Below are 23,653 nucleotides of genomic sequence, written 5' to 3' on the forward strand. Positions count from 1 at the left end.
TTTTTTAAAGTAGCAAAATCTATGTTTCTATGTGTTAAAATTATATCTAACGTTTTACTTAATAAACTCAGCTTCAAACAAATTAGCTACATGTTTGATAATCTTAGCCTTTACTTCTTCTTCGTCAACTTTTTCTACGCCAAGTTCAACGTTTAAAGATGTAACGCCTTTTCCGCGAATGCCACATGGAATGATATTATCAAAATAACCTAAATCAACATTTACGTTTAAAGCAAATCCGTGCATGGTAACCCAGCGTGAAGCGCGAACCCCCATTGCACAAATCTTACGCGCAAACGGAGTTCCAACGCCAAGCCACACTCCGGTTTCGCCTTCACTTCTGCCCGACTCCAAACCATATTCTGCTAAAGTTAGAATCATCGCCTCTTCCAGAAAACGTAAATATTTATGAATATCGGTAAAGAAATTTTCTAAATCCAGAATTGGATATCCTACAATTTGTCCCGGTCCGTGATACGTAATATCACCGCCGCGATTGATTTTATAAAAAGTAGCTCCTTTTGCTTCGAGCTGTTTTTCGTTTAATAATAAGTTTTCAAAATCGCCGCTTTTGCCTAAAGTATAAACATGCGGATGTTCTACAAACAACAAATAATTTGGTGTTGGCAAGTCAAGTTCTTCTCTTCTGTTTTTGATTTTTAAATCGACAATATCCTGAAAAAGTTCTTCCTGATATTCCCAAGTCGATTTATAATCCCGGTTTCCAAGATCTTGAAGTTGAATTTTTGTATTCATTTTAATTATTTTTCAAACTCAACATCAAAGTTAAGTTTGTCAGGATTCTCCATATAATCCGTGAAAGTGTATTGAATTGTAATTGATTTTCTATCGTCGCTGAATAAAGCATTCGGGTTTGATACTTTTTTTATTTTCTTCGGAAAGTGATATTTGATAATATAATTCGATGAAGCAAACATCATTTTAGACATATCTGGTGCGGAATCTTTTTTTACTTCTGCCAGTTTTTGCTTATCAATTATTGCTTTTCTTGTAAATTTCTTTCCGTCGTAAGTATAACTTAGTTTGCTGTTATTGTTTCCAAAATTACTCCCCATTGGATTTGCCGCTGCTGCCCCGCCTTCTAATTTTTGAAGTGTACTGGCAGTTTGTAAAATATCCTGAAGTTCGTTTACGCTTTTAAAATCAGTCTCAAAAGTCATTAAAAACTGTTTTTTCTCAGCGCTCATTTTAGTATGAACTACAAAATTTTCTAGTTTTTTAATTTCCTGCTGTGCTTCGGGAGACATTTTTGCGATGCTGTCTTTTTTATCTGCAAATAATTGTTTGAAGGTAAAAGTAGAATCAATGTCTTTTTTAGCGTCGGCTCCCATCTGACTGCCCACTTGGTCGCCCGCCATTTCCATCAATGCAGAACCATCCATGTCTACAGAGAATTTTCCGGTTCCGTTATCGTTAATATAAATATTTTCAGTGAAAGTACAGCTTGTTAATGTCGCTATTAAAAAAGAAAAACTAAGTAGTTTGTATAATTTCATCGTAGTATAATTTTTTATCAAATATACGAAGACTATTTTATTTTAAAGATACTAAGATTCTGAGATTCTAAGGTACTGAGATTGGAGTGTGGTTTTTAATGTTTAACTGGAAAATTGACCACGGATTTTACGGATGAAACGGGTTTACACAGGTTATTGTTTAGCTGAACTTTGTCAAAGTTTTAAACTTTGACAAAGTTCCCCACAGTAAAAAAAAGAAATCCGTGTAAACCCGTTTCATCCGTAAAATCCGTGATCCATAAAACCTACTCTAAAACCACCTCTAAATTTGTCATTTCAGGATCACGTAAACAATCTGAAAGTTGAAATTCTAAGGTTAAAGATTTTTTATCAGGGCTGATAACCGCTTTTTTATTTGAAACTGATTTTATTTTTTGAGGAAAACTATATTTTAAAGTATATGTCTGTGTTAGTTTTAAGTTTCCGTATTTAGATTCATAGTTTTTATATCCGTCTTTTGCTTTTTGAAGTTCTTCTGCATTAATAATTGAAACAGAACGTTTAAAAACTTTTCCGTTAAAATCATATGAAATCTTGTAGTAATGAGTTTCGGTAGTTAATGCGTAATTATTTTGAAGATCGTCTGCATAATCTTCTGTTTTATACAAATCCGGAATTTCTGAAACTTTATCAAAATGAAGCGAAAAAACGCTTCGAAATTCTTTCTCAAACGAACTCTTTTTGAGATGTACTTTTACATTGGCATATTTTTGAAACAGCTTTTGCTCTTCGGGCGTATATTTTAAAAATGTTTCCTTGTATTTTTCAATGTATTCCTTAAAAACATATGTGGTGTCCTGAAACACATTTTCACGTCCATACGACTCTCCCGCCAATTGCATATAACTATTTTCTTCGCGAAGCTGCTCCATTTTGATGTCTCCGCTTCCGTCAGGATTAATGGTTATGGTTTCGGTAATTTGACAGCTTGTTAATAGAATTAGAAATAGAAAGGCTGAGAGGTATTTCATTTTTTTGGAAGGTTCTGAGGTTCTAAGTTGCTAAGATACTGAGTTTTTTTGTCATTGCGAGGAACGAAGCAATCTCACGATCAAAATCAATCACCGGATTTCAATTCGTCCATTTTTCATTCGTTTTTTATTAATCTTCTCACCCATTTTCCCATTCATTTTAAAGATTGAAATCCAATAAATTGCTATTGCAAAAAATCTAAAACCTGCATTCTAAAATCTACATTCTTTTCTTTATCTTTGCACACTTAAAAAAAGAGCACAAAATGGCATTATCAGAACAAGAAATCATCAGAAGAGAAAAACTTCAAAACTTACGCAGTCTGGGAATCAATCCTTATCCAGCTAATCTTTTTCCTGTAAATCATACTTCTAAGCAAATAAAGGAGTCATTTGAAGAAGGTAAGAAGGTTATCGTTGCGGGTCGTTTGATGAGCGTGAGAGATCAGGGAAAAGCTTGTTTTGCTGAATTGCAGGATAGCGAAGGACGTATTCAATTGTACGTGAATCGTGATGTTTTGTGTGAAGGTGACGATAAAACTTTATACAATCAGGTATTTAAAAAATTAACTGATTTAGGTGACTTTATTGGTATTGAAGGTGAATTATTTACTACACAAGTTGGTGCAAAATGTATTCGTGTAAGCGGATTTACTTTTTTGAGTAAAACATTACGTCCGCTTCCTTTACCAAAAGTAGATGAAGAAGGAAATGTTCACGATGCATTTAATGATGCGGAGTTACGTTACAGAATGCGTTATGTAGATTTAACGGTTAATCAACATGTTAAAGAAACTTTCATTAAACGTACTAAGTTATTTAGCGCTATGCGTGGGTACTTTAACGATGCAGGATATCTTGAAGTTGAAACTCCGGTTCTACAGCCAATTCCGGGTGGAGCTGCAGCGCGTCCGTTTATTACGCACCATAATTCGCTTGATATTCCGCTTTACATGCGTATTGCAAACGAATTGTACTTAAAAAGATTAATTGTTGGTGGATTTGAAGGTGTTTATGAGTTCTCTAAAAACTTCCGTAACGAAGGTATGGACAGAACGCATAATCCTGAATTTACGGCAATGGAAATATATGTAGCTTACAAAGACTACAACTGGATGATGGAATTTGCAGAAGGTTTACTAGAGCATTGTGCAATTGCGGTAAATGGAACAAGTGAAGTTACTTTTGGAGAACACCAAATCAACTTTAAAGCGCCTTATGCACGCGTTACAATGACAGATTCTATCAAACATTTTACTGGATTTGATATCTCAGGAAAAACGGAAGAAGAATTGTTTGAAGCTGCAAGAGGAATGGGAATTGAAGTTGACAAAACAATGGGTAAAGGAAAATTAATTGATGAAATTTTTGGAGCAAAATGCGAAGGAAACTACATTCAGCCAACTTTCATTACTGATTATCCTAAAGAAATGTCACCTCTTTGTAAAGAACACCGCGACAATCCTGAACTTACAGAGCGTTTTGAATTAATGGTTTGTGGTAAAGAAATCGCAAATGCTTATTCTGAATTAAACGATCCAATTGATCAGCGTGAGCGTTTTGAAGATCAAATGCGTTTATCTGAAAAAGGTGATGATGAAGCAAACGGTGTTATCGATGAAGATTTCTTAAGAGCGCTTGAATACGGTATGCCTCCAACGTCTGGAATGGGAATTGGAATGGATCGTTTGATTATGTATTTAACAAACAATGCTTCTATTCAGGAAGTTTTATTGTTCCCACAAATGCGTCCGGAGAAAAAACAAGCTCAAATTGAACTTTCTGATGAAGAAAAAGTAATCATTACTTTATTGAAAGGAAATGAAAATAAAATGGAATTAGGACAACTAAAAGTTACGGCTAACTTAAGCGGTAAAAAATGGGATGCGTCTATGAAAAACTTATCGAAACATGGTTTGACTAAAGTTGTCGTTGACGGCGAGTTTAAAACTGTGGAATTGGTGGAGTAATTTTTGTCTTATTTTATTACAAATACAGCCCGATAGGTTTATGACTTATCGGGTTTTTTATTTAAAATTGTATAAAAAAAAATCGAATTATGAATACTTTAAACGTTTATCAGTTTAACCAACTTGAATTAGATATGCTTAAAGAAAGCGAAGAAGATATAAAATATGGCAGAGTTATTTCTCAGGAAGATTTAGACAAAGAAGATCTTGAATGGCTTTCTCAAATATGATATTAACCTCGACAGGAAACCATCGGTTTTTTTATGTCTTATTGTTGTCGAATTAGATTGCGTAGACGCACTGCTGTGCGTCTCTACGGAATATCTTTGTGTACATTTTTACGCATAGTAAACCCGACAGGTTTTAAAAACCTGTCGGGTTTATTTTTACAATTCATATATCCAACTGAAACCTCATCAACTGGACTAAAGTCCAGCCCTACAATATAAATCGAGCTGAAGCTTTTTTTTTAGTTCCGAAGGAACAAATCATATTGTAGAGCTGGACTTCAGTCCAGTTTAAATAAATTTGTATTTACATTAAAATTGGAATTTAAAACGAATACTTCTCCAACTTCTTCTCATAAATATCCAAAACCTTTGTACTTTCTTTTGGAAGATCACCTTTCCATTTTACCTCAATAGATGGATTTGCTGGATATTTTCCGTTTCTCATTTTTATATGATGAAACAAACCTCCGCTTTTCATTAAAAGATCATAAAATTTTTCCGTTGATGAAGTCGTTACATAAATTGGGAAATTGGTAACGGTGAAATGATTAATTACACTTCCGTCATTGTTTAAAATATATCCAGAACAGCCTCCGCTTCCGCAGAAATAGGAATTTGAGAAGCCAACAAAATATTCATTTTTCTTGTCATTATTTAAATCAAAAGCCTCGTAATAAAAGAATCTGTCTTCTTTTGTCATTGCGGGAATATCTTTCTTTAATAGAACATTCAATTGTTTCCGAATCAATTCTACAGCTTTATCATCTTTTGCGGGAGCATTACTTACGTCGGCAGTTCCTCCAATTGTTTTATATAATGTATCCTGAACAATCGTTTTAATAATACTTTTTGATTCCGTTTTACTTTGACAAGAATACAATGCCAGAATTGCGAATAGAATTAGAATTTTATTTTTCATAATCTGATATTTTAAATCTACATCTTCCTTTACAACTAATTAAATTACGAAAAATATTCGACAAGCTCATTAAACCAGCTGCGCCGCTTTATTTTCAATATCATTTTGCGTCAATAATGATTTTATATTATTGAAAGTTACCAAAGCAATCTGCGTTAAAGCTTCGTTGGTAAAAAACGCCTGATGCGCCGTTACCAAAACATTCGGAAAACTCATTAAACGCTGAATCGCATCATCCTGAATGATATCGGCAGAAAGATCTCTAAAGAATAATTTTTCTTCCTGTTCGTAAACATCGATTCCTAAATAACCTATTTTACCTTCTTTTAAACCTTCAATAACACAGGCCGTTTCTATTAATCCACCGCGGCTTGTATTGATAATCATAACGCTGTGTTTCATTAAAACAATCGAATCTTTATTAATAACATGCTTCGTTTGATCGTTTAGCGGACAGTGAAGCGAAATGATATCGCTCGATTTAAATATTTCTTCTAAACCAACAAAAGAAACGCCGTCTTTCATCATTTCCTCATTTGTCACAATATCATACGCCAGAACTTTACAGCCAAAACCTAAAGCGATTTTAGCAAAAGCTTTTCCGATATTTCCCGTTCCAATAATCCCAATTGTTTTTCCGAATAAATCAAAACCTAACAATCCGTTTAAAGAGAAATTTTGCTCCCGAACTCTGTTGTAGGCTTTATGCGTTTTTCTGTTTAAGGTTAAAATCATCGCCATGGCATGTTCTGCAACTGCCTGCGGCGAATAAGCTGGGACACGGCATACTTTTAAATTGTATTTTCTGGCAGCTTCTAAATCAACGTTGTTAAAACCTGCGCACCGTAATGCAATGATTTTCACTTTTTTTTCTGCTAATTGTTTAATTACAGCTTCGTTGACAATGTCGTTTACAAAGACGCAGACAATTTCTGCTTTTTCAATTAAAATTACCGTTTGTGGGTTTAATTGTGTTTCAAAAAAATCCAGTTCAAAACCAAAATCGGCATTGTATTTATTGAAGAAAGTTTTATCATATGGCTGCGTTGAAAAGAAAGCTATTTTATGGTTTGAAAAAGAAGAGTTCATGATAATTTGTTTTTGGATTGTATATATTGGTTTCCTAAAAATAAGAAAATATTTTCAATATGCAGGAAACCCTTGACCTTAAATATTTACATTTCAAAAAGTTAAATAAATAACAATTCAAACAATATTAATTAAACCTATTCAGTTTAATAAAGTCTAAACACTATAACCTTAAAAGAACAAATCATGAAAAAATTATTTATCGCAGCTATGCTATTGATCGGAATAGCAAGTTTTGCACAAGATGGCGACCAAAAGCCGGCACGTGAACAAAGAGAAAAATTAACTCCCGAACAACGTAACGAGAAACAATTACAAAAGTTAACTACAGAATTGGGTTTAGATGCTAATCAGCAAGCGCAGGTAAAACAACTTCTGGCTGAAAGAAGCGCTAAAGCAGAAAAATTCAGAGAAGCAAGAGAAGCTAAAAAAGACGGCGATGTAAAACCAACTGATGCTGAAAGAGAAGCTTTTAAAAATGAATTAAAAGCAGAAAAAGAAGCAAACGAAGCAAAAATGAAAGCAATCTTAACTGCAGATCAATATACGAAATGGCAATCTTTAAGAGAAAAAAATAAAGAGAAAGCCAAAGACAAAATGAAAGATTACAAAAAAGAAAACAACTAAATATAGTTTACAAAAAGAGGCGGCTGCGCCTCTTTTTTATTTTCAAAAATGATTTATGTTTTCCTTAATAGTTTCTGTTAAATAAAAGATAAATCTGACAATCTCATTAAACTTAATAAATCTGTTGATGTCTAATTGCTATAAACCTTTAAAAAAACGAAAAATGAAAAAATTATTTATCACAGCTTTATTATTCGTTGGAATAGTAAGTTTTGCGCAAGACATCAATCAGAAACCAGCACGTGATCAAAGAGAACATTTAACTCCGGAACAGCGTAATGAAAAGCATTTACAAAAATTAACTTCTGATTTGAATTTAGATAAAAAGCAGCAGGAGCAGGTAAAACAACTTTTGGCTGAAAGAAGTGCTAAAGCAGAAAAATTTAGAGATACCAGAAAAGACAGTAAAACAAAACCTACTGATGCAGAAAGAGAAGCTTTTAAAAAACAAATTACTGCCGAAAGAGAAGCAAACGATGCTAAAATGAAAGCAATTTTAAATGCGGACCAATACACGAAATGGACGGCTCTAAAAAAAGAGCATGAAGTCCACCGAGGAAAAGGAGATCATAAAGATCATAAAACGCCGCAAGAACGTAATCAGGCACATTTGCAAAAATTAACGACTGATTTAAACTTAAACGCTGATCAGCAAAAACAAGTAAGTGAACTTTTATCTGAAAGAAGTACAAAAATGGAAATGCTTAAAAAAAGCAGAAAAGATTCTGATGCAAAACCAACTGATGCTGAAAGAAAAGCCATGAAAAAACAAATAGAAGAAGATCACAAAGCTGCAGATGCAAAAATGAAATCTATTTTAAATGCAGATCAATACAAAAAATGGACTGCAATTAAAAAAGAGCATAAAGACAAAATGAAAGATCACCGAAAAGATAAAATGTAATTGAGATCAAAAAAAAAGAGGCTTTTTAAAGCCTCTTTTTTGTTTTTATAAACACGGATTTCACAAATTGACACCGATTAACTTGTTGTTGCAATAAATTCCACAAACTAGGCTAAATGAAAATTTGTGAAAATTCGTGAAATTCGTGTTATCCCGTGGGCTTTAAAAACCTCTTTTTTATTATTTAAAATGTTTTCGAAACCTTATCGATCGCATTAATAGTAAAGTCTAAATCTTCGTACGTTAAAGCATCTGTAATAAACCATGTTTCGTATGCCGATGGCGCAATATAAATTCCTTCCTGCAATAATCCGTGGAAGAATTTTTTAAACGTTTCGTTATCTCCTTTTGCAGCCGTTTGAAAATCGGTAACCGGATTTGCATCAAAGTGAACAGAAATCATAGAACCTACTCTATTAATGGTAAAAACAACATTATTAGCTTTTAAAACTCTGTCGATTCCTGCTTCCAGATAAGCTGTTTTTTCTTCTAAACGCGTAAAAATTTCACGATCAGTATCTAACGCTTTCAACATCGCTAATCCAGCCGCCATTGCTAACGGATTTCCAGATAATGTTCCTGCCTGATAAACTGGTCCAAGAGGTGCTAAATAATTCATTATTTCTTCGCGCGCTGCAAAAGCTCCAACCGGAAGTCCGCCACCAATTACTTTTCCGAAAGTTACAATATCAGCATTGATATTATACAATTCCTGAACTCCTCCGCGGGCTAAACGGAAACCTGTCATAACCTCATCAAAAATCAATAAAATTCCGTTTGCAGTACACAATTCTCTTAAACCTTCCAGAAAACCTTTTGCAGGCGGAATACATCCCATATTTCCTGCAACCGCTTCGATAATAATTGCTGCGATTTCACCTTTATTAGCTTCGATTAAAGTTTTTACATTCTCTAAATCATTGTATTTTGCCAATAAAGTATCTTTTGCAGTTCCTTCTGTAACGCCTGGACTATTTGGAGATCCAAAAGTTACAGCGCCGCTTCCCGCCTGAATCAAAAATGAATCAGAATGTCCGTGATAACAGCCTGCAAATTTTATTATTTTATCTCTTTTTGTAAATCCACGAGCTAGACGAATCGCGCTCATACAAGCTTCTGTACCAGAATTTACAAAACGGATTTTATCAATATTCGGAACCATAGAAACAGCCAAAGCTGCAATTTCTGTTTCCAGTTCTGTTGGCATTCCAAATGAAGTTCCCAGTTTTGCTTTTTCGATTACTGCATCAACAACCGGCTGATAAGCATGCCCCAAAACCATTGGCCCCCAAGAGTTGATGTAATCTATTAATTTGTTTCCGTCTTCATCATACAAATAAGCACCTTTGGCACTTTTTACAAAAATTGGAGTTCCGCCAACCGCTTTAAACGCTCTTACTGGTGAATTTACTCCTCCCGGAATTACTTTTTCTGCTTCAGCAAAAAGCTGACTACTTCTTTTATATAACATTCTTATTTTAGATTTTAGAATTCAGATTTTAGATTTAAACTGAAAACTTATTTTTGGATTATTAGATTATTTCAAAACCAGACTGAAAACTGAGACTGCGACTGAAAACTTCTTACTTAACCTTCAACCTCTGCCCTATTGAAATCGCATTATCAGTTAAATTATTTTTTTGTTTCAAATCGTCAACCAATAAATTGAATTTTTTTGAAATTGAATATAATGTATCTCCTTGCTGTACTTCGTACAAATTAGGATCGTTTGAATTTGAACTTTTAACCGGAGTTGTACTTTTAGTTGGGCTTGCAGTTGTTTTACTAATTGGCGTATAATTTTTTCCGGTAACCTGACAATCGTATTGATGCAGATTATAACGCTCGATATAACTAATTAATTTATCGGGATAATTAGGATCTGTTGCGTAACCTGCCGCCCGTAAACCTTTTGCCCACGATTTATAATCGTCTTTTTCGTAAGTGAATAAAGTTGCATATCTGTTTTTTCCAACTAAAAATAAAGCATGATCTCTGTATGATTCTGCGGCTTCAGGATATTTTCTAAAACATTCCTGTGCCGAGTCATCGTCGTGACGAACACTTTCTCCAAGCCAGTCTTTGTGACATTTAATTCCGAAATGATTATTCGCTTCAAGCGCTAAATCTCCTTTACCAGCACCCGATTCTAAAATTCCCTGCGCCAAAATAATACTTGCCGGAATTCCGTACGTTTTCATATTTCCCATTGCAATATCTTTGAACTGCAAAATGTAATTATTGATTAAATCGCTGGTTACAACTGTTTTTGAAGTAGATTGAATAACCTCAGTTGTATTATTTGTAGAAGGGTAATTTTTAACTGCTGGTTTGCTGTAGACTGGTTTTTTCGTCGTCGCTACTCTTGGCTTTTGAACCGTCGTTCTTTTAGTCGTAGCGACAGCTGGTTTGCTTGACGAACAGCTTGCCAAAACTAGTATTGTAAAGAGCAGTACAATTTTTTTAATCATTTTTTTTAAGTATTGGTAATTTTTTCTGCTTCAACTTTATATTCATTCCTTCAATTCCCTGTAATCCGCCGGTGTGAATGAGTAGTATTTTTGAATGTGCAGGAAAATAATTTTTGTTGATTAAATCTATAACGCCAAAAACCATCTTTCCCGTATAAATTGGATCTAAGGGCACTTTTGTTTCTTCAAAAAAACCATTGATAAATTCAATTAATTCCAAATTTATCTTGCCATAGCCTCCAAAATGATAGTCAGAAATTAAATTCCAGTTATCTTTTTTTGCAAAAATACGAATTTCATCCGTTAAAAAGTCACCTTTTAACGCCGGAAAGCCCAAAATTTTCTGATTTGGCAGCGCACTATTTATTAATCCCGAAATTGTTCCGCCCGTTCCAACAGCGCAGCAAACGTAATTAAAAACCGAATCTTCATTAGTTAAAATCTCTTCGCAGCCTTTTACGGCCAGTTCATTTGTTCCGCCTTCGGGAACTAAATAAAAATCGCCAAACTTGTCTTTTAGCTTTTCTATATAGGACGTTTCATTTTTTAAACGATACTCTTCACGAGAAACAAATTCAAATTTCATTCCATTTTCCTGAGCAAATTTTAAAGTTGGGTTTTCAACGATTTTATCAAAAAGTTCATCGCCGCGAATAATGCCAATAGTTTTAAAACCCTGCTCTTTTCCGGCAAAAGCAACCGCTGCAATATGATTAGAAAATGCACCGCCAAAAGTCAGTAAAGTATCTTTGTTTTCGGCTTTCGCCTGAAGTAAATTGTATTTTAATTTTCGGAATTTATTTCCCGAAACAAATCGATGAATTAAATCTTCACGCTTTATTGTCAAAGAAATATCATTGGGGAAATCAATAGAAATATGTTGGTTGAAAACTGGGTTCATTTTTTAAAGTTGAAAGTCGAAAGTCAAAAGTCGAAAGTGATAATTCATATCTTATATCTTTAACGCTTAAAGCCTATTGCTTATTGCTTACTTTAATGTAATGTAGAAACTGAAAAAATGATCGGTTTTTTAAATAAGTAAAATCGGCTTCCTTCGCGTAAGCTTCTCTTTCAAAACTGATATTTCGATACGCCAATTCTGCATTTTTATATTGAAGTAAGCGAATTAAATATTCCAGAAAATACCAGACAAAAAACGGAATTACTAAAAGTTCTAACTGCTGTCGCAAATGGATTTTTTCATGATTAACAAAAACTGCATTTGCTTTATCAAAACCATATTTTACAATCACACACGGAAATACAGCCATTCCGCGATATCCTTTCGGAATTAAATATTTGGCAACAATCAGAAACATTGGCTGTAAAATTTATAAATTTGTAGCTATAAAATTGTTCGATTTCAATAAAATCATAATCAAATATTTATATTTTTGATTTTAAAGTTACCGAAACACGAACGCGAAGCAGATTTATGAAAGAGCAAAGTAATGAAAATAAATTAATCGAAGGCGAAGATTTTTACTATACACCCGAAGGTTACAAATGCTTTACTGAAAAACATCATTTAAAAAGAGGCTATTGCTGCAAAAGCGGCTGTCGTCATTGTCCGTACGGTTTTGATAAAAGAACGGGAGAAATCAGAAAATCAAATCCCAAATTTTAAATTCCAAATTCCAATCTAAAATCTAAAATCAACAATCTAAAATATCATATGGATATCCATTCAAGAAAATTCAGGATTAAAATCCACAAGTCTTATCACAGGTCGGATATCCGTTATCCCTAGTTTTTTAATATAAATCCCAATCCCGAAGCCTCGGGATAAATTCCAAATTCCAATTGCATCAATTAACCGTTAGTCGAATTTGAACTTCAAAGGAATTACATAATTTAAAAAACAAAAAATTAATCTGTTGTTAATCTAATTAAAATACCTTAGCAACTCAGCATCTCAAAAAAATGACTTTTCAAGAAGAAATAAAACAAGGAATTCCAAATATATTACCTCAAAAAAAGGAGTACGATCCGGCTATTAATCACGCTCCGAAAAGAAAAGAAATCCTTTCGGCAGAAGAAAAAAAACTGGCTCTTAAAAATGCATTACGTTATTTTGAACCAAAACATCACGCTGAATTAATTCCTGAATTTTCAGAAGAATTAGAAAAATACGGACGTATATATATGTATCGCCTTCGTCCGGATTACAGAATGTATGCGAGACCAATTGATGAATATCCGGGGAAATCGTTGCAGGCAAAAGCGATTATGCACATGATTCAGAATAACTTGGATTATGCAGTGGCACAGCATCCGCATGAATTGATTACATATGGCGGAAACGGAGCAGTTTTTCAAAACTGGGCACAATATTTATTGACAATGCAATATTTGTCTGAAATGACAGATGAGCAGACTTTAACGATGTATTCAGGACATCCGATGGGATTATTTCCTTCCCACAAAGAAGCACCAAGAGTTGTGGTTACAAACGGAATGGTCATCCCAAATTATTCGAAACCGGACGATTGGGAAAAAATGAACGCACTTGGAGTTTCGCAATACGGACAAATGACGGCGGGAAGTTATATGTACATTGGCCCGCAGGGAATTGTACACGGAACTACGATTACTGTTTTGAATGGTTTTAGAAAAATAAAACAGAATCCAGAAGGAAGTTTATTTGTAACTTCTGGTTTGGGCGGAATGTCTGGCGCTCAGCCAAAAGCCGGAAATATTGCCGGATGTATTACGGTTTGTGCCGAAGTAAATCCGAAAATTACAAAAATCCGTCACGAACAAGGATGGATTAATGAAGTTGTGACTTCTACAGATGAATTAGTTGCCAGAGTAGCTTTGGCGAAAGCCAATAAAGAAACGGTTTCGATTGCTTATTTAGGAAATGTGGTCGACGTTTGGGAACGTTTTGATCAGGAAAACATCAAGATTGATTTAGGTTCAGATCAGACTTCACTTCATAATCCGTGGGCTGGAGGTTATTATCCGGTTGGGATTTCTTTTGAAGAAGCAAATGATTTGATGGCAAATAATCCGGATTTATTTAAAGAAAAAGTTCAGGAAACTTTACGTCGTCACGCAGCTGCTATTAATAAACATACAGCAAAAGGAACTTACTTTTTTGATTACGGAAATGCATTTTTATTGGAAGCTTCTCGTGCCGGTGCAGATGTAATGGCCGAAAATAATATCGATTTTAAATATCCTAGTTATGTTCAGGATATTATGGGACCAATGTGTTTTGATTACGGATTTGGGCCTTTTAGATGGGTTTGTACTTCGGGAAAACCAGAAGATTTACAAAAAACAGATACCATTGCAAGTCAGGTTTTAGAAGAATTAGCGAAGACTTCTCCAAGTGAAATTCAGCAGCAAATGCAGGATAACATTAAATGGATTAAAGGTGCACAGGAAAATAAACTGGTTGTAGGTTCTCAAGCGAGAATTCTTTATGCTGATGCCGAAGGCAGGATTAAAATCGCTGAAGCTTTTAACCAGGCGATTGCCAAAGGAGAAATTGGCGCTGTTGTTTTAGGACGCGATCATCATGACGTTTCCGGAACTGATTCGCCTTACAGAGAAACTTCAAACATTTACGACGGCTCTCGTTTTACGGCCGATATGGCGATTCAAAACGTAATTGGAGATAGTTTTAGAGGAGCAACCTGGGTATCAATTCACAACGGCGGAGGAGTTGGCTGGGGAGAGGTTATAAACGGCGGATTTGGTATGGTTCTTGATGGTTCTAAAGAGGCTTCAAAGCGTTTAGCATCAATGCTTTTTTGGGATGTGAACAACGGAATTTCAAGAAGAAGCTGGGCCCGAAATGACGAAGCTATTTTTGCTATAAAAAGAGCTATGCAAGTCGAGCCTTTATTAAAAGTAACTTTACCTAATATTGTTGACGAAAGTTTACTTTAACTTTTGTAAAAGAAATTTTAAAGTAACCATAATGTCATCCTAAGCGAAGTCGAAGGCTTATAGAAACAAAAAGGGCTTCGACTTCGCTCAGCCCTGACAGACGTAAAATTTGCTTTTATGATAAAATAAACCGAACAAGAACATTTAATTCTAATAATATGAAAACATTCAAGTTAGTTCCGATTTTTCTGCTTTTGATACTTTCATCCTGCAGCAGTGTTACTGTTTATTCTGATTACGACAAAAATGTCGATTTTGCGCCTTATAAAACTTATGCTTTCTTTAAGCCCGGAATTGACAAAGTTGAGATTTCAGATTTGGATAAAAGACGTATTCTTCACGCCATTGATAATGAAATGGCGGCAAAAGGTTTCACAAAAAGTGATAATCCTGATTTATTAGTAAACATTTTTACTAAATCGAGAGAACAAGTAAATGTAAACCAATTTAGTGCTGGCTGGGGTTACGGCTGGGGCTGGGGTTGGAATCCTTATATGATGTATGGCGGACAAACTACGGTTTCGACTTCTACAGAAGGAACTTTGTACATTGATTTAATTGATGCTAAAAAGAAAGAAATGATCTGGCAAGGTGAAGGTTTAGGAACTTTGACTAAAAACGTTGATAAAAAAGACGAAAAAATTGCTGAGTTCGTAAACAAAATTTTAGCTCAATATCCGCCGGTTAAAAAATAGTATACAGTTTTCAGTATTTAGTATTCAGTTTTTTTACAAAACCGCTGTTTATTACTCGAAAAAAATAAGTATATTTGTTACTCTATCGATTAAAAATGAAAAACTTTAATAACATTATTATCGCGATTATCAGCATTATTGCAATTCAGCAATGATGGCGAGGTGTTATATAAATAAGTAAAATATAATTTATAAAAACCTCCCACATCGGGAGGTTTTTTATTTTAAAAAAGATTTTAAAAACCGAATATTTTTTTGCCACAGATTTAAAGGATTAAAATGATTTTAATCTGTGAGAATCTGTGAAATCTGTGGCAAAAAAATAAAAAACAACCAAATTATGAGTTTATTTAACGAAGTACTTAACGCAAAAAAGCAGCTCGAAAATGTAGTTGCCGCGACGCCTTTAACCCAAAATTTAAATCTTTCAGACGAGTTTAAATCGACTATTTTACTAAAAAGAGAAGATTTACAAATTGTTCGTTCGTATAAAATCAGAGGCGCTTATAACAAGATTTCTACGTTAAATGATAAAGAAAAAGCAAACGGAATTGTTTGTGCAAGCGCAGGAAATCATGCGCAGGGTGTTGCTTATTCCTGTAATCTGCTGCATATAAAAGGGAAAATTTACATGCCGAAAACAACTCCAAAACAAAAGGTAAAACAAGTACAATTATTTGGAAAATCGTTTGTTGAAATTGTTTTAACTGGAGATACTTTTGATGATGCTTACGGATCGGCAACGGCAGATGCAATTAAAAATCATAAAACATTTATTCATCCTTTTGATGATGAAAAAGTAATTGCCGGACAAGGAACTGTTGGGCTTGAAATTCTGGAAAGTTATACAAAACCAATCGATTATGTTTTTGTTCCAATTGGCGGCGGCGGACTGGCTTCTGGTTTATCTGAAGTTTTCAGGCATTTAAGCCCGAATACTAAAATTATCGGCGTTGAGCCAAAAGGCGCTCCTTCGATGAAAACTTCCATTGAAGAAAATAAAAATACAGCGCTGAAAACGATCGACAAATTTGTTGATGGCGCGGCTGTAAAACAAGTTGGCGATAAAACTTTTGAAATCTGCCGTTATAATCTGGAAGATATTATTTTGGTTCCCGAAGGTAAAGTCTGCACGACCATTTTGCGATTGTACAATGAAGAAGCCATGGTTGTAGAACCTGCGGGCGCGTTGACAATTGCTGCTTTGGATTTTTATAAAGATAAAATTAAAGGCAAAAATGTAGTCTGCGTTGTCAGCGGAAGTAATAATGACATTGAAAGAACGGCCGAAATCAAAGAACGTTCTTTACTTTATGAAGGTTTAATGCACTATTTTATGATCCAGTTTCCGCAGCGTCCCGGAGCTTTAAAAGAATTTGTAAACAATATTTTAGGGCCGGATGATGATATTACTTATTTCCAGTTTGCCAAGAAAAACAGCCGTGAAGTTGGTTCTGTTATTGTTGGTTTAGAATTGAAAAAGAAAAAAGATATTCTGCCTATCAAAATGAAAATGACCCAATACGGATTTGAATTTCAATATTTAAACGATAATCAGGATTTGTTTACACAGCTAATTGGATAAAAAATAAAAGGCTGCCTAAAAATTAGACAGCCTTTTAAACATCAATATAAAATTACTAATTGAATTCTCGATTTGTAATTATTGCTTTAATATTTTTTTAGAATAAGATCCTTGACTATCCGTTACTCTTACTACATAAACTCCTTTTGGAAGTCTTGAAATTTCGATTTCAGATTGATTTCCTTTTATAAAATTTACATTCTTTTTCAGGATAGTTTGTCCTGCAATATTAAATATTGCTACCTCGGCACTTCCTTCATGATTGGTATCAATTTTTAAATAATCGTTTGCCGAATTAATAAAAATAGCCATATCGTTTGTGCTTTCACCATCTTCTGTTATTGTCAAAGCTTTTTTCGCTGTCGCTTCCACCTGAACAAACTGCCATTGCTGATTCAATCCGCCTGTGTAATCCCAAACCTGAATATTAGCGCCATTTGCTGTAGAAACATTTTCGACATCAAGTGATTTACCTGTATTTACATTGGTAACTTTGTAATATCCACCGCCAAGACTTGCAACCGTCCATTTAAATTCATTAGAGCTGGAGAACGTTTTTTGCTGTACTTTTAGTCCATTAGCAGTTCCGTTATTTTCAACTGCCAAATACATTCCAGTTGATTTTACAATGATGTAATAATTTCCTGCTCCGTCAGAAACAAATTTCCAGCGCTGGTTATTTCCGCCGCCGCCTGTTACATCATATTGCTGTATTCTTCCGCCGCTTGCAGTTGAATTATCTGCTACATCCAGTCCTTTATTACTGTTTCTTGAAATAATATTATAATACCCCGGAAAACCTGTTGGTGGCGGTGTTCCTGCTCCCCACGTAAAAGTAACTGCTGATGATCCCGGAACTGTATAATTAAATGCTGATGATCCTGAAACCACTTTTATGGTATTTGATCCTCCGGAATTGTAAATTACAAGTGCAGTTGAGCCATCAGGATTTTTGAATCCAACAGATAAAATACTGCCGTTTGTACTTGAAGAGCCAATTCTTACTGCACCCGGCTTTACATATTTAGAGATTTGACCAATGATATAATAGGCCACATTTTTAGTATAACTTGTACTATTATTTACTGTAATAGCTCCTAAACAAGTATTACATCCGCCAGGAGTTCTTGGCCCTAAACTTGAATTGTTTGCAGCATTCCATTCTAAAACAGTTTTCGACCAGTTGTTTGTACTCCCTATAACAACGTTTTGCATGTGCCAGCCAAAATCTCCGCCAAAGCTTCCGCCTGAACCAGTATATTGTTCTGTAAAATAAACGTTTTTGTTTGTTTGCGTTTTTACAGTTGACATCGCTGAGATATTTCCTAAATACAAGTGAAATGCCGCTCCGTCAACATAACTGCTGTTGTTTAAAACATCAATTGGATATGCTGTATTATCGCAGTTGTGATCAAAAGCAATAATTTTGACACCTCCGTATCCAGCTGCAGCCATTTGTGGCCCAAGTTGTTGATTGATAAAATTCTTTTGTTCGGTAGAATTCATCAGCATACTTGGTTCGTTATTTGGATTTTCTGGTTCGTTTTGCGGCGTGATTCCCCAAATCGGAATTCCTTGTGCCTGCATTGCTGCAATGTATTTTACAAAATATCTCGCATAAGCAGCATAATATTGTGTCTGCAGACTTCCGCCAATCCAGGAGCCGTTGGTTTTCATCCAGCGTGGCGCTGACCAAGGTGTTGCCAAAATTTTAATGTTTGGATTAATCAGCTGAATCTTTTTGATAATCGGAATCAGATACGTTAAATCCGGTCCGTTTAAACTGAAGTTATTCATGTTAGTATCTCCGGCAGTTTCGTTATAACTATACGAAGAGTTACTTAAATCTGAAGCTGCAATACTAATACGAATTACACTTGCGTTTAACCCTGTATTCGGATTGTACAAATCATTCAATAATTGGTTTTGCTGCGTTGCTGCCATTCCGCTGATTACTTCGGCACTTCCTTCGGTAAGCGTATAACCAAAACCATCCATAGTTTGGTACGTTGTTCCTGCGTTTACTGTAACTGTAGAAGGATTTGTTCCTGAGTTTGTTCCGAAACTTACAGTACCTTGCTGTTGTAATAATCTCGTTTGATCACCTGATGTTATAAAAGGTGTAACCGTCTGCGCATTTGTTTTGGTAATAAATAAAAGCATTATAATAATGACTTGTGTCATAAAAGCTCTTACTCGGTTTGTAGGTTTTTGAGTAATTTTGTGCATTTTTTTGTGGTTTTTGTGGTTTGTTGATAGTTAAATTTTTCTCATTTTATTATGATTATTTTTATTAAAACAATTCAAAAATATATCAATTTTCACGAAATCGTTATAATTACAACTTTACAAATACACATCATTTGTAAATATTACCTTAACAAAAACACATCTTTATTTTTTATAAATAATTTAAAATCAATAATTTAAAATATTAAAAACCATAAAAAACTTACATTTAAATTTCAGCATTTACAAAAGTTTTAAAATCAGTAATTAAATTATCGTTTTGAATCTAAAAATGCAACTTATAATTATTTCATAAATGACAAATATCATGGAACGAACCTAAAGTTATATCGTATTTTTGCATTTCAATTTTATTAGAAAACATGGAAACGCTTAAAGATATTTCGACCATAGAAGATATTAAACAAATGGTGAACAGCTTTTATGATAATGTTAGAAAAGATGATCTTATTGGTCCTATTTTCAATGATAAACTTCAGGATCGCTGGGAACCGCATTTGCAAAAAATGTATGGTTTTTGGCAGACTATTTTATTTGATGTTCGCGCTTATTCCGGAACGCCTTTTCCTCCGCACAAACAATTACCGGTTGATAAAACTCATTTTGACCGCTGGATACAAATTTTCAATACTACAATCGATGCGCAATTTGCAGGAGTAATTACGGAAGAAGCAAAAATGCGTGCTACAAATATGGCTTTTATGTTCAATCACAAAATTGAGTATTTTAGAAATGCCGAAAATGAGTTACGAAATTCATCTGGTAAATCTTAAAGCCCAACTTATGAAGAAAATATTAGAAAAAATTCTCAATGAAAAAGATACAATAAAAAAAATAGATTTATCTGGACAACATACACTAACAGAAATTCCAGAAATCATTAAAGATTGTCTTCAACTTGAAATACTTAATATTTCTTATACCGAAATTAATGAAATCCCAGATTTTGTCTTTAAACTTCCAAAACTTAAAGAATTAAATTATTTAGGATGTACAAAATTAAAGAGCCAACCTAAATCTTTTTTTTCCAATCAAAGTCTTAAAAAATTATCCATTTATATTTCAAAAAAACACATTCTTACAGAAGAATTAAAAGATCTATTATCTTTAAAATCGATTATATTAAATGGAGAAATAAATCAAGTTCCTGATTTAATTTATGATTTGAACAATCTTGAAGAATTAGAATTCTTTGACACCAAAATTTCGACTGTTTCGAAAAAAATAGAACAATTAAAAAATTTAAAAAAAATCTCTTTTTGGCAAGCATTGTTTTTGGATGAGAAACCTATTAAATTAAAACTTGATGAAATTTTTCTAAATATATCAAAATGCAATAATTTGAAAGAACTGAATCTTAATAAAAATGGCATTACAGAAATACCTAACAATATATCATCACTAAAACAATTACAAAAATTTTCTGCTGGTGACAATAAACTTACTTCATATCCTGACTCCATTTATAGATTAAATAAACTTAGGGAAATTGATTTAGGAATAAATCAGTTAATTGAAGTTAAAGAAGGAATTGGAAATTTAAAAGAATTAAGAATTCTCAAACTAAACTCAAACTGGAAAAATAAAATTGACACCAAAAATCTATTTAACGAAATAAGTCAACTTGAAAATCTAGAAATTTTAGAATTATGGAGTTGTCAAAGCATAAATAAAATACCAGAAACTATATCTGAATTAAGAAAACTGAAAAAACTTGATTTAGATAATAATCTTTTAGAAAACTTGCCTAAAAGCATTTTAACCATGAAACAACTTAAAACATTAAGAGTTTCGACTAATAAGATTTCTCAAACAGAAATAAATGAAATAAAAAAGCATCTAGTATCAACAAATGTTATTGCTTAAATATATCTGTTGAAACAAAAAAATAAAATGTGTTCAAAAAAATCATAAAAACTAATTCGCAAATAAGAAAAAGATTTCTAATTCAATATATTTGATTAATTGAATTAAACCCAAATCTATATTCTTTATTTTATGAAAAAACTTATCCTGTTCTTTATAATCTGTTTCTCTTTTTGTAATTTCTTAAACGCACAATCACAAGCTCCAGCTTTTAATTTATATAAAGGAACTGTCGACGGAAAAATAGCTGTAACCGTTTATATCAAAACAGAAGAAAATCCATGTACTGCCGATTTAATGTACACGTCTATGTATCGATACGACAAATCAAAAAAATGGATTCAGCTTGATATTACGCAAAATAAAAAGAAAGAAAATGAATTTGTTTTAGTTGAACACGGTTTCAGCGGTGTATTAATTTTAAAGAAAACCGGAAACACTTTTACGGGTTTGTGGATTAGTTCTGATGCTAAAAAACAATTACCAGTCGACTTGAAAGAAGCCGCAATGACGAAGAAAGAACTTGAAAACTTCGAGAAAACATTGGAAAAAGTTAATTATGAAAATAATGACTGCTAAATTTAGTTTTCTGTCAACTTCAAAAAATCTATAAAAACGCAATAAAAATCACTTTCGAATAAAAATTTTGTGATGAATAGCAAAAAATAGCGACCTAAATTCGTAATTTTACATTCTAATCTACAACGTTTTCGAAATGAATGCATCTATAGAAACCAATCCGTTATTAGAACGATTGCCAAAACATTTAAAGCAATTTATTAAGCCTCAGGATTATAGTGATTATACACCTATTAATCAGGCGGTTTGGCGATATGTTATGCGTAAAAATGTAGATTACCTTTCTAAAGTAGCGCATCATTCGTATTTAGAAGGTTTACGTAAAACCGGAATCGAAATCGATTCTATTCCGAGTATGTACGGAATGAACCGTATTCTAACTGAAATTGGCTGGGCTGCAGTTGCTGTTGACGGATTTATTCCGCCAAATGCTTTTATGGAGTTTCAGGCTTATAATGTTTTGGTTATTGCTTCGGATATCAGACAATTAGAACATATTGAATATACACCCGCACCAGATATTATTCACGAAGGTGCCGGCCACGCTCCTATTATTGCAAATCCTGAATATGCGGAATATTTGAGACGTTTTGGTGAAATTGGCTGTAAAGCAATTTCATCTCACAAAGATTATCAAATGTATGAAGCGATTCGTTTGCTTTCAATTTTAAAAGAAGCCGAAGATACGCCGCAAGATAAAATCGACGAAGCCGAAAAAGCAGTTGCTGATTTACAAAACGATATGGGCGAATTGTCTGAAATGGCTCAAATTAGAAACCTGCATTGGTGGACGGTTGAATATGGCTTGATTGGAACGGTTGAAGATCCGAAAATTTACGGCGCAGGATTACTTTCTTCGATTGGAGAAAGTGCCTGGTGTATGACCGATAATGTAAAGAAAATCCCTTATGATATTTCGGCTGCAAATCAGAATTTTGACATTACGCAATTGCAGCCACAGCTTTATGTAACGCCTACTTTTTCTTATTTAAGTTTAGTTCTGGAAGAGTTTGCTAATAAAATGGCACTTCGCACCGGAGGACTTTCGGGAATTAAAAAATTAATTCAATCCAATGCTTTAGGTACAATTGAATTAAGTACGGGTTTACAAATTTCGGGAGTTTTTACAAATGTTATTGAAGAAGAAGGAAAACCGGTTTACATTCAAACAACCGGAAAAACAGCTTTATCATATCGAGAAAAAGAATTAGTTGGTCATGGAACTTTAACGCATCCACACGGATTTGGAAGTCCGATTGGGAAACTGAAAGGTTTTAATCTGGCAATTGAAGATATGAGTCCGAAGGATTTACAGGCTTACAGCATTGTGGAAAATGAAACTGTAAAACTGGAGTTTGAAGGTAATATTATTGTTGAAGGTGAAATTATTACAGGCTCCCGAAACTTACACGGAGAAATTATTTTAATCAGTTTTAGAAATTGTACTGTTACGCATGGCGAAACTATTTTGTTTCAGCCTGACTGGGGAAATTACGATATGGCGATTGGTAAAAAAGTGATTTCGGCATTTTCTGGCCCAGCTGATGTAAACAGTTTTGATTTAATAAATATTGTTCCGACAACTAAAACCATAAAAGCAAAACATACTGATGAACGTGATGAATTGGAGAACTTATATGCGTCAGTTAGAGATATTAGAAAAAATAAAGGTTCTAAAACGGAGTTGAAATCTATTTTTGAAAACCTAAAAAACAATCATTCAAACGATTGGTTATTATCTGTTGAAATTGCGGAACTTTTAAAAGATTCAGATGAAAAACAGCTTTTGCAGGAAGTATTGGTTTATTTGGATCAATTGAAAGAAAAACGTCCTGAAATTGCGCATTTAATTTCTGGGGGATTGGATTTGATTTTTGATAGTTCTTTGCCACAAAGGCACTAAGGCATGAAGTTTTTTTGCCCGCTGATTTTACTGATTTAAACTGATATACGCTGATTTATTTCTCATAAAGTTTTCCACAATCTTGTCATTTCGAGGAACGAGAAATGACAAACATTAAGATTAATCATTACTTTAAATTTAGCGTCTTAGCGCCTT

Annotated in this window: 22 protein-coding genes; 12 read left to right on the plus strand and 10 right to left on the minus strand. The window is 33.7% G+C overall.

What is annotated here, in order from left to right; genetic code table 11:
- Positions 1 to 54 precede the first annotated feature (54 nt).
- From lipB to APR43_RS13690, 3 genes are all read right to left on the minus strand, one after another.
- Positions 55 to 756 (minus strand): lipoyl(octanoyl) transferase LipB, encoded by a 702-nt coding sequence (gene lipB, locus APR43_RS13680; RefSeq protein WP_053472322.1) that lies wholly within the window; start codon positions 754 to 756, stop codon positions 55 to 57.
- Positions 757 to 761: 5 nt separating this feature from the next.
- A complete protein-coding gene (locus tag APR43_RS13685; RefSeq protein ID WP_053472323.1) occupies positions 762 to 1,517 on the minus strand; it encodes a hypothetical protein in 756 nt (251 codons plus the stop codon).
- Positions 1,518 to 1,783: 266 nt separating this feature from the next.
- Entirely contained in the window at positions 1,784 to 2,509 is a 726-nt protein-coding gene (locus APR43_RS13690; RefSeq protein WP_053472324.1) for a hypothetical protein, read from the minus strand.
- 266 nt (positions 2,510 to 2,775) lie between these two features.
- Between APR43_RS13690 and lysS the strand changes: the two genes are divergently transcribed.
- Together lysS and APR43_RS24475 are read left to right on the plus strand one after the other, a co-directional pair.
- Complete coding sequence (gene lysS / locus APR43_RS13695; protein ID WP_053472325.1) at positions 2,776 to 4,479, plus strand: lysine--tRNA ligase; 1,704 nt, start codon at positions 2,776 to 2,778, stop codon at positions 4,477 to 4,479.
- Between the two features lie 89 nt (positions 4,480 to 4,568).
- Positions 4,569 to 4,709 (plus strand): hypothetical protein, encoded by a 141-nt coding sequence (locus APR43_RS24475; protein ID WP_165590690.1) that lies wholly within the window; start codon positions 4,569 to 4,571, stop codon positions 4,707 to 4,709.
- A gap of 322 nt (positions 4,710 to 5,031) precedes the next feature.
- On the opposite strand, the gene APR43_RS13700 is transcribed toward APR43_RS24475, so the two are convergent.
- Positions 5,032 to 5,628, minus strand: a complete 597-nt coding sequence (locus APR43_RS13700) for a hypothetical protein (RefSeq protein ID WP_053470514.1) — start codon at positions 5,626 to 5,628, stop codon at positions 5,032 to 5,034.
- Positions 5,629 to 5,697: 69 nt separating this feature from the next.
- Positions 5,698 to 6,717, minus strand: coding sequence for a 2-hydroxyacid dehydrogenase (locus APR43_RS13705; RefSeq protein ID WP_053470515.1), 1,020 nt, complete (start codon positions 6,715 to 6,717; stop codon positions 5,698 to 5,700).
- Between the two features lie 186 nt (positions 6,718 to 6,903).
- On the opposite strand from APR43_RS13705, the gene APR43_RS13710 reads away from it, so the two are divergent.
- Both APR43_RS13710 and APR43_RS24680 read left to right on the plus strand, forming a co-directional pair.
- Positions 6,904 to 7,344 (plus strand): hypothetical protein, encoded by a 441-nt coding sequence (locus APR43_RS13710; protein ID WP_053470516.1) that lies wholly within the window; start codon positions 6,904 to 6,906, stop codon positions 7,342 to 7,344.
- Between the two features lie 163 nt (positions 7,345 to 7,507).
- The gene (locus APR43_RS24680; RefSeq protein WP_240514955.1) at positions 7,508 to 8,248 is read left to right on the plus strand and encodes a hypothetical protein; all 741 of its coding nucleotides are present in this window, start codon (positions 7,508 to 7,510) and stop codon (positions 8,246 to 8,248) included.
- A gap of 184 nt (positions 8,249 to 8,432) precedes the next feature.
- Here APR43_RS24680 and hemL read toward each other — a convergent pair whose 3' ends face one another.
- The 4 genes from hemL to APR43_RS13735 form a co-directional block, all read right to left on the minus strand.
- Positions 8,433 to 9,719, minus strand: coding sequence for a glutamate-1-semialdehyde 2,1-aminomutase (gene hemL / locus APR43_RS13720; RefSeq protein ID WP_053470517.1), 1,287 nt, complete (start codon positions 9,717 to 9,719; stop codon positions 8,433 to 8,435).
- A 112-nt stretch (positions 9,720 to 9,831) separates the two neighbouring features.
- Positions 9,832 to 10,719, minus strand: coding sequence for a glucosaminidase domain-containing protein (locus APR43_RS13725; RefSeq protein WP_053470518.1), 888 nt, complete (start codon positions 10,717 to 10,719; stop codon positions 9,832 to 9,834).
- Positions 10,712 to 11,620, minus strand: a complete 909-nt coding sequence (locus APR43_RS13730) for a 1-aminocyclopropane-1-carboxylate deaminase/D-cysteine desulfhydrase (protein ID WP_053470519.1) — start codon at positions 11,618 to 11,620, stop codon at positions 10,712 to 10,714. Before APR43_RS13730 ends, APR43_RS13725 begins: the two co-directional genes overlap by 8 nt.
- Before the next feature lie 73 nt (positions 11,621 to 11,693).
- Positions 11,694 to 12,038: a hypothetical protein gene (locus APR43_RS13735; protein WP_053470520.1), complete on the minus strand. Its 345-nt coding sequence runs from the start codon at positions 12,036 to 12,038 to the stop codon at positions 11,694 to 11,696.
- 116 nt (positions 12,039 to 12,154) lie between these two features.
- On the opposite strand from APR43_RS13735, the gene APR43_RS13740 reads away from it, so the two are divergent.
- The 4 genes from APR43_RS13740 to ilvA all read left to right on the plus strand — a co-directional run bounded on the left by APR43_RS13740 (position 12,155) and on the right by ilvA (position 16,899).
- Positions 12,155 to 12,346, plus strand: a complete 192-nt coding sequence (locus tag APR43_RS13740) for a DUF5522 domain-containing protein (protein WP_053470521.1) — start codon at positions 12,155 to 12,157, stop codon at positions 12,344 to 12,346.
- 296 nt (positions 12,347 to 12,642) lie between these two features.
- Positions 12,643 to 14,619: a urocanate hydratase gene (locus tag APR43_RS13745; protein ID WP_053470522.1), complete on the plus strand. Its 1,977-nt coding sequence runs from the start codon at positions 12,643 to 12,645 to the stop codon at positions 14,617 to 14,619.
- A gap of 158 nt (positions 14,620 to 14,777) precedes the next feature.
- Entirely contained in the window at positions 14,778 to 15,314 is a 537-nt protein-coding gene (locus tag APR43_RS13750) for a DUF4136 domain-containing protein (protein WP_053470523.1), read from the plus strand.
- Positions 15,315 to 15,654: 340 nt separating this feature from the next.
- Entirely contained in the window at positions 15,655 to 16,899 is a 1,245-nt protein-coding gene (gene ilvA / locus APR43_RS13755) for a threonine ammonia-lyase IlvA (RefSeq protein WP_053470643.1), read from the plus strand.
- Between the two features lie 78 nt (positions 16,900 to 16,977).
- On the opposite strand, the gene APR43_RS13760 is transcribed toward ilvA, so the two are convergent.
- On the minus strand, positions 16,978 to 19,128 hold the full coding sequence (locus APR43_RS13760; RefSeq protein WP_053470524.1) for an RICIN domain-containing protein: 2,151 nt from the start codon (positions 19,126 to 19,128) through the stop codon (positions 16,978 to 16,980).
- 383 nt (positions 19,129 to 19,511) lie between these two features.
- Between APR43_RS13760 and APR43_RS13765 the strand changes: the two genes are divergently transcribed.
- The 4 genes from APR43_RS13765 (at position 19,512) to APR43_RS13780 (ending at position 23,497) form a co-directional block, all read left to right on the plus strand.
- Entirely contained in the window at positions 19,512 to 19,922 is a 411-nt protein-coding gene (locus APR43_RS13765; RefSeq protein WP_053470525.1) for a group III truncated hemoglobin, read from the plus strand.
- Positions 19,923 to 19,932: 10 nt separating this feature from the next.
- Positions 19,933 to 21,015, plus strand: coding sequence for a leucine-rich repeat domain-containing protein (locus tag APR43_RS13770; protein ID WP_165590665.1), 1,083 nt, complete (start codon positions 19,933 to 19,935; stop codon positions 21,013 to 21,015).
- A 132-nt stretch (positions 21,016 to 21,147) separates the two neighbouring features.
- Complete coding sequence (locus APR43_RS13775; RefSeq protein ID WP_053470527.1) at positions 21,148 to 21,594, plus strand: hypothetical protein; 447 nt, start codon at positions 21,148 to 21,150, stop codon at positions 21,592 to 21,594.
- Positions 21,595 to 21,730: 136 nt separating this feature from the next.
- The gene (locus APR43_RS13780) at positions 21,731 to 23,497 is read left to right on the plus strand and encodes an aromatic amino acid hydroxylase (protein WP_053470528.1); all 1,767 of its coding nucleotides are present in this window, start codon (positions 21,731 to 21,733) and stop codon (positions 23,495 to 23,497) included.
- The last annotated feature ends 156 nt before the right edge of the window (positions 23,498 to 23,653 follow it).

Origin of the sequence: Flavobacterium sp. NLM (genome assembly GCF_002210235.1) — a bacterium.
Lineage (GTDB): Bacteria > Bacteroidota > Bacteroidia > Flavobacteriales > Flavobacteriaceae > Flavobacterium > Flavobacterium panici.

What these genes read in the sequence shown, in the direction of transcription:
- lipB (WP_053472322.1), bottom strand. Translation starts at nt 756, where the DNA reads ATGAATACAAAAATTCAACTTCAAGATCTTGGAAACCGGGATTATAAA.
- APR43_RS13685 (WP_053472323.1), bottom strand. Translation starts at nt 1,517, where the DNA reads ATGAAATTATACAAACTACTTAGTTTTTCTTTTTTAATAGCGACATTA.
- APR43_RS13690 (WP_053472324.1), bottom strand. Translation starts at nt 2,509, where the DNA reads ATGAAATACCTCTCAGCCTTTCTATTTCTAATTCTATTAACAAGCTGT.
- lysS (WP_053472325.1), top strand. Translation starts at nt 2,776, where the DNA reads ATGGCATTATCAGAACAAGAAATCATCAGAAGAGAAAAACTTCAAAAC.
- APR43_RS24475 (WP_165590690.1), top strand. Translation starts at nt 4,569, where the DNA reads ATGAATACTTTAAACGTTTATCAGTTTAACCAACTTGAATTAGATATG.
- APR43_RS13700 (WP_053470514.1), bottom strand. Translation starts at nt 5,628, where the DNA reads ATGAAAAATAAAATTCTAATTCTATTCGCAATTCTGGCATTGTATTCT.
- APR43_RS13705 (WP_053470515.1), bottom strand. Translation starts at nt 6,717, where the DNA reads ATGAACTCTTCTTTTTCAAACCATAAAATAGCTTTCTTTTCAACGCAG.
- APR43_RS13710 (WP_053470516.1), top strand. Translation starts at nt 6,904, where the DNA reads ATGAAAAAATTATTTATCGCAGCTATGCTATTGATCGGAATAGCAAGT.
- APR43_RS24680 (WP_240514955.1), top strand. Translation starts at nt 7,508, where the DNA reads ATGAAAAAATTATTTATCACAGCTTTATTATTCGTTGGAATAGTAAGT.
- hemL (WP_053470517.1), bottom strand. Translation starts at nt 9,719, where the DNA reads ATGTTATATAAAAGAAGTAGTCAGCTTTTTGCTGAAGCAGAAAAAGTA.
- APR43_RS13725 (WP_053470518.1), bottom strand. Translation starts at nt 10,719, where the DNA reads ATGATTAAAAAAATTGTACTGCTCTTTACAATACTAGTTTTGGCAAGC.
- APR43_RS13730 (WP_053470519.1), bottom strand. Translation starts at nt 11,620, where the DNA reads ATGAACCCAGTTTTCAACCAACATATTTCTATTGATTTCCCCAATGAT.
- APR43_RS13735 (WP_053470520.1), bottom strand. Translation starts at nt 12,038, where the DNA reads ATGTTTCTGATTGTTGCCAAATATTTAATTCCGAAAGGATATCGCGGA.
- APR43_RS13740 (WP_053470521.1), top strand. Translation starts at nt 12,155, where the DNA reads ATGAAAGAGCAAAGTAATGAAAATAAATTAATCGAAGGCGAAGATTTT.
- APR43_RS13745 (WP_053470522.1), top strand. Translation starts at nt 12,643, where the DNA reads ATGACTTTTCAAGAAGAAATAAAACAAGGAATTCCAAATATATTACCT.
- APR43_RS13750 (WP_053470523.1), top strand. Translation starts at nt 14,778, where the DNA reads ATGAAAACATTCAAGTTAGTTCCGATTTTTCTGCTTTTGATACTTTCA.
- ilvA (WP_053470643.1), top strand. Translation starts at nt 15,655, where the DNA reads ATGAGTTTATTTAACGAAGTACTTAACGCAAAAAAGCAGCTCGAAAAT.
- APR43_RS13760 (WP_053470524.1), bottom strand. Translation starts at nt 19,128, where the DNA reads ATGCACAAAATTACTCAAAAACCTACAAACCGAGTAAGAGCTTTTATG.
- APR43_RS13765 (WP_053470525.1), top strand. Translation starts at nt 19,512, where the DNA reads ATGGAAACGCTTAAAGATATTTCGACCATAGAAGATATTAAACAAATG.
- APR43_RS13770 (WP_165590665.1), top strand. Translation starts at nt 19,933, where the DNA reads ATGAAGAAAATATTAGAAAAAATTCTCAATGAAAAAGATACAATAAAA.
- APR43_RS13775 (WP_053470527.1), top strand. Translation starts at nt 21,148, where the DNA reads ATGAAAAAACTTATCCTGTTCTTTATAATCTGTTTCTCTTTTTGTAAT.
- APR43_RS13780 (WP_053470528.1), top strand. Translation starts at nt 21,731, where the DNA reads ATGAATGCATCTATAGAAACCAATCCGTTATTAGAACGATTGCCAAAA.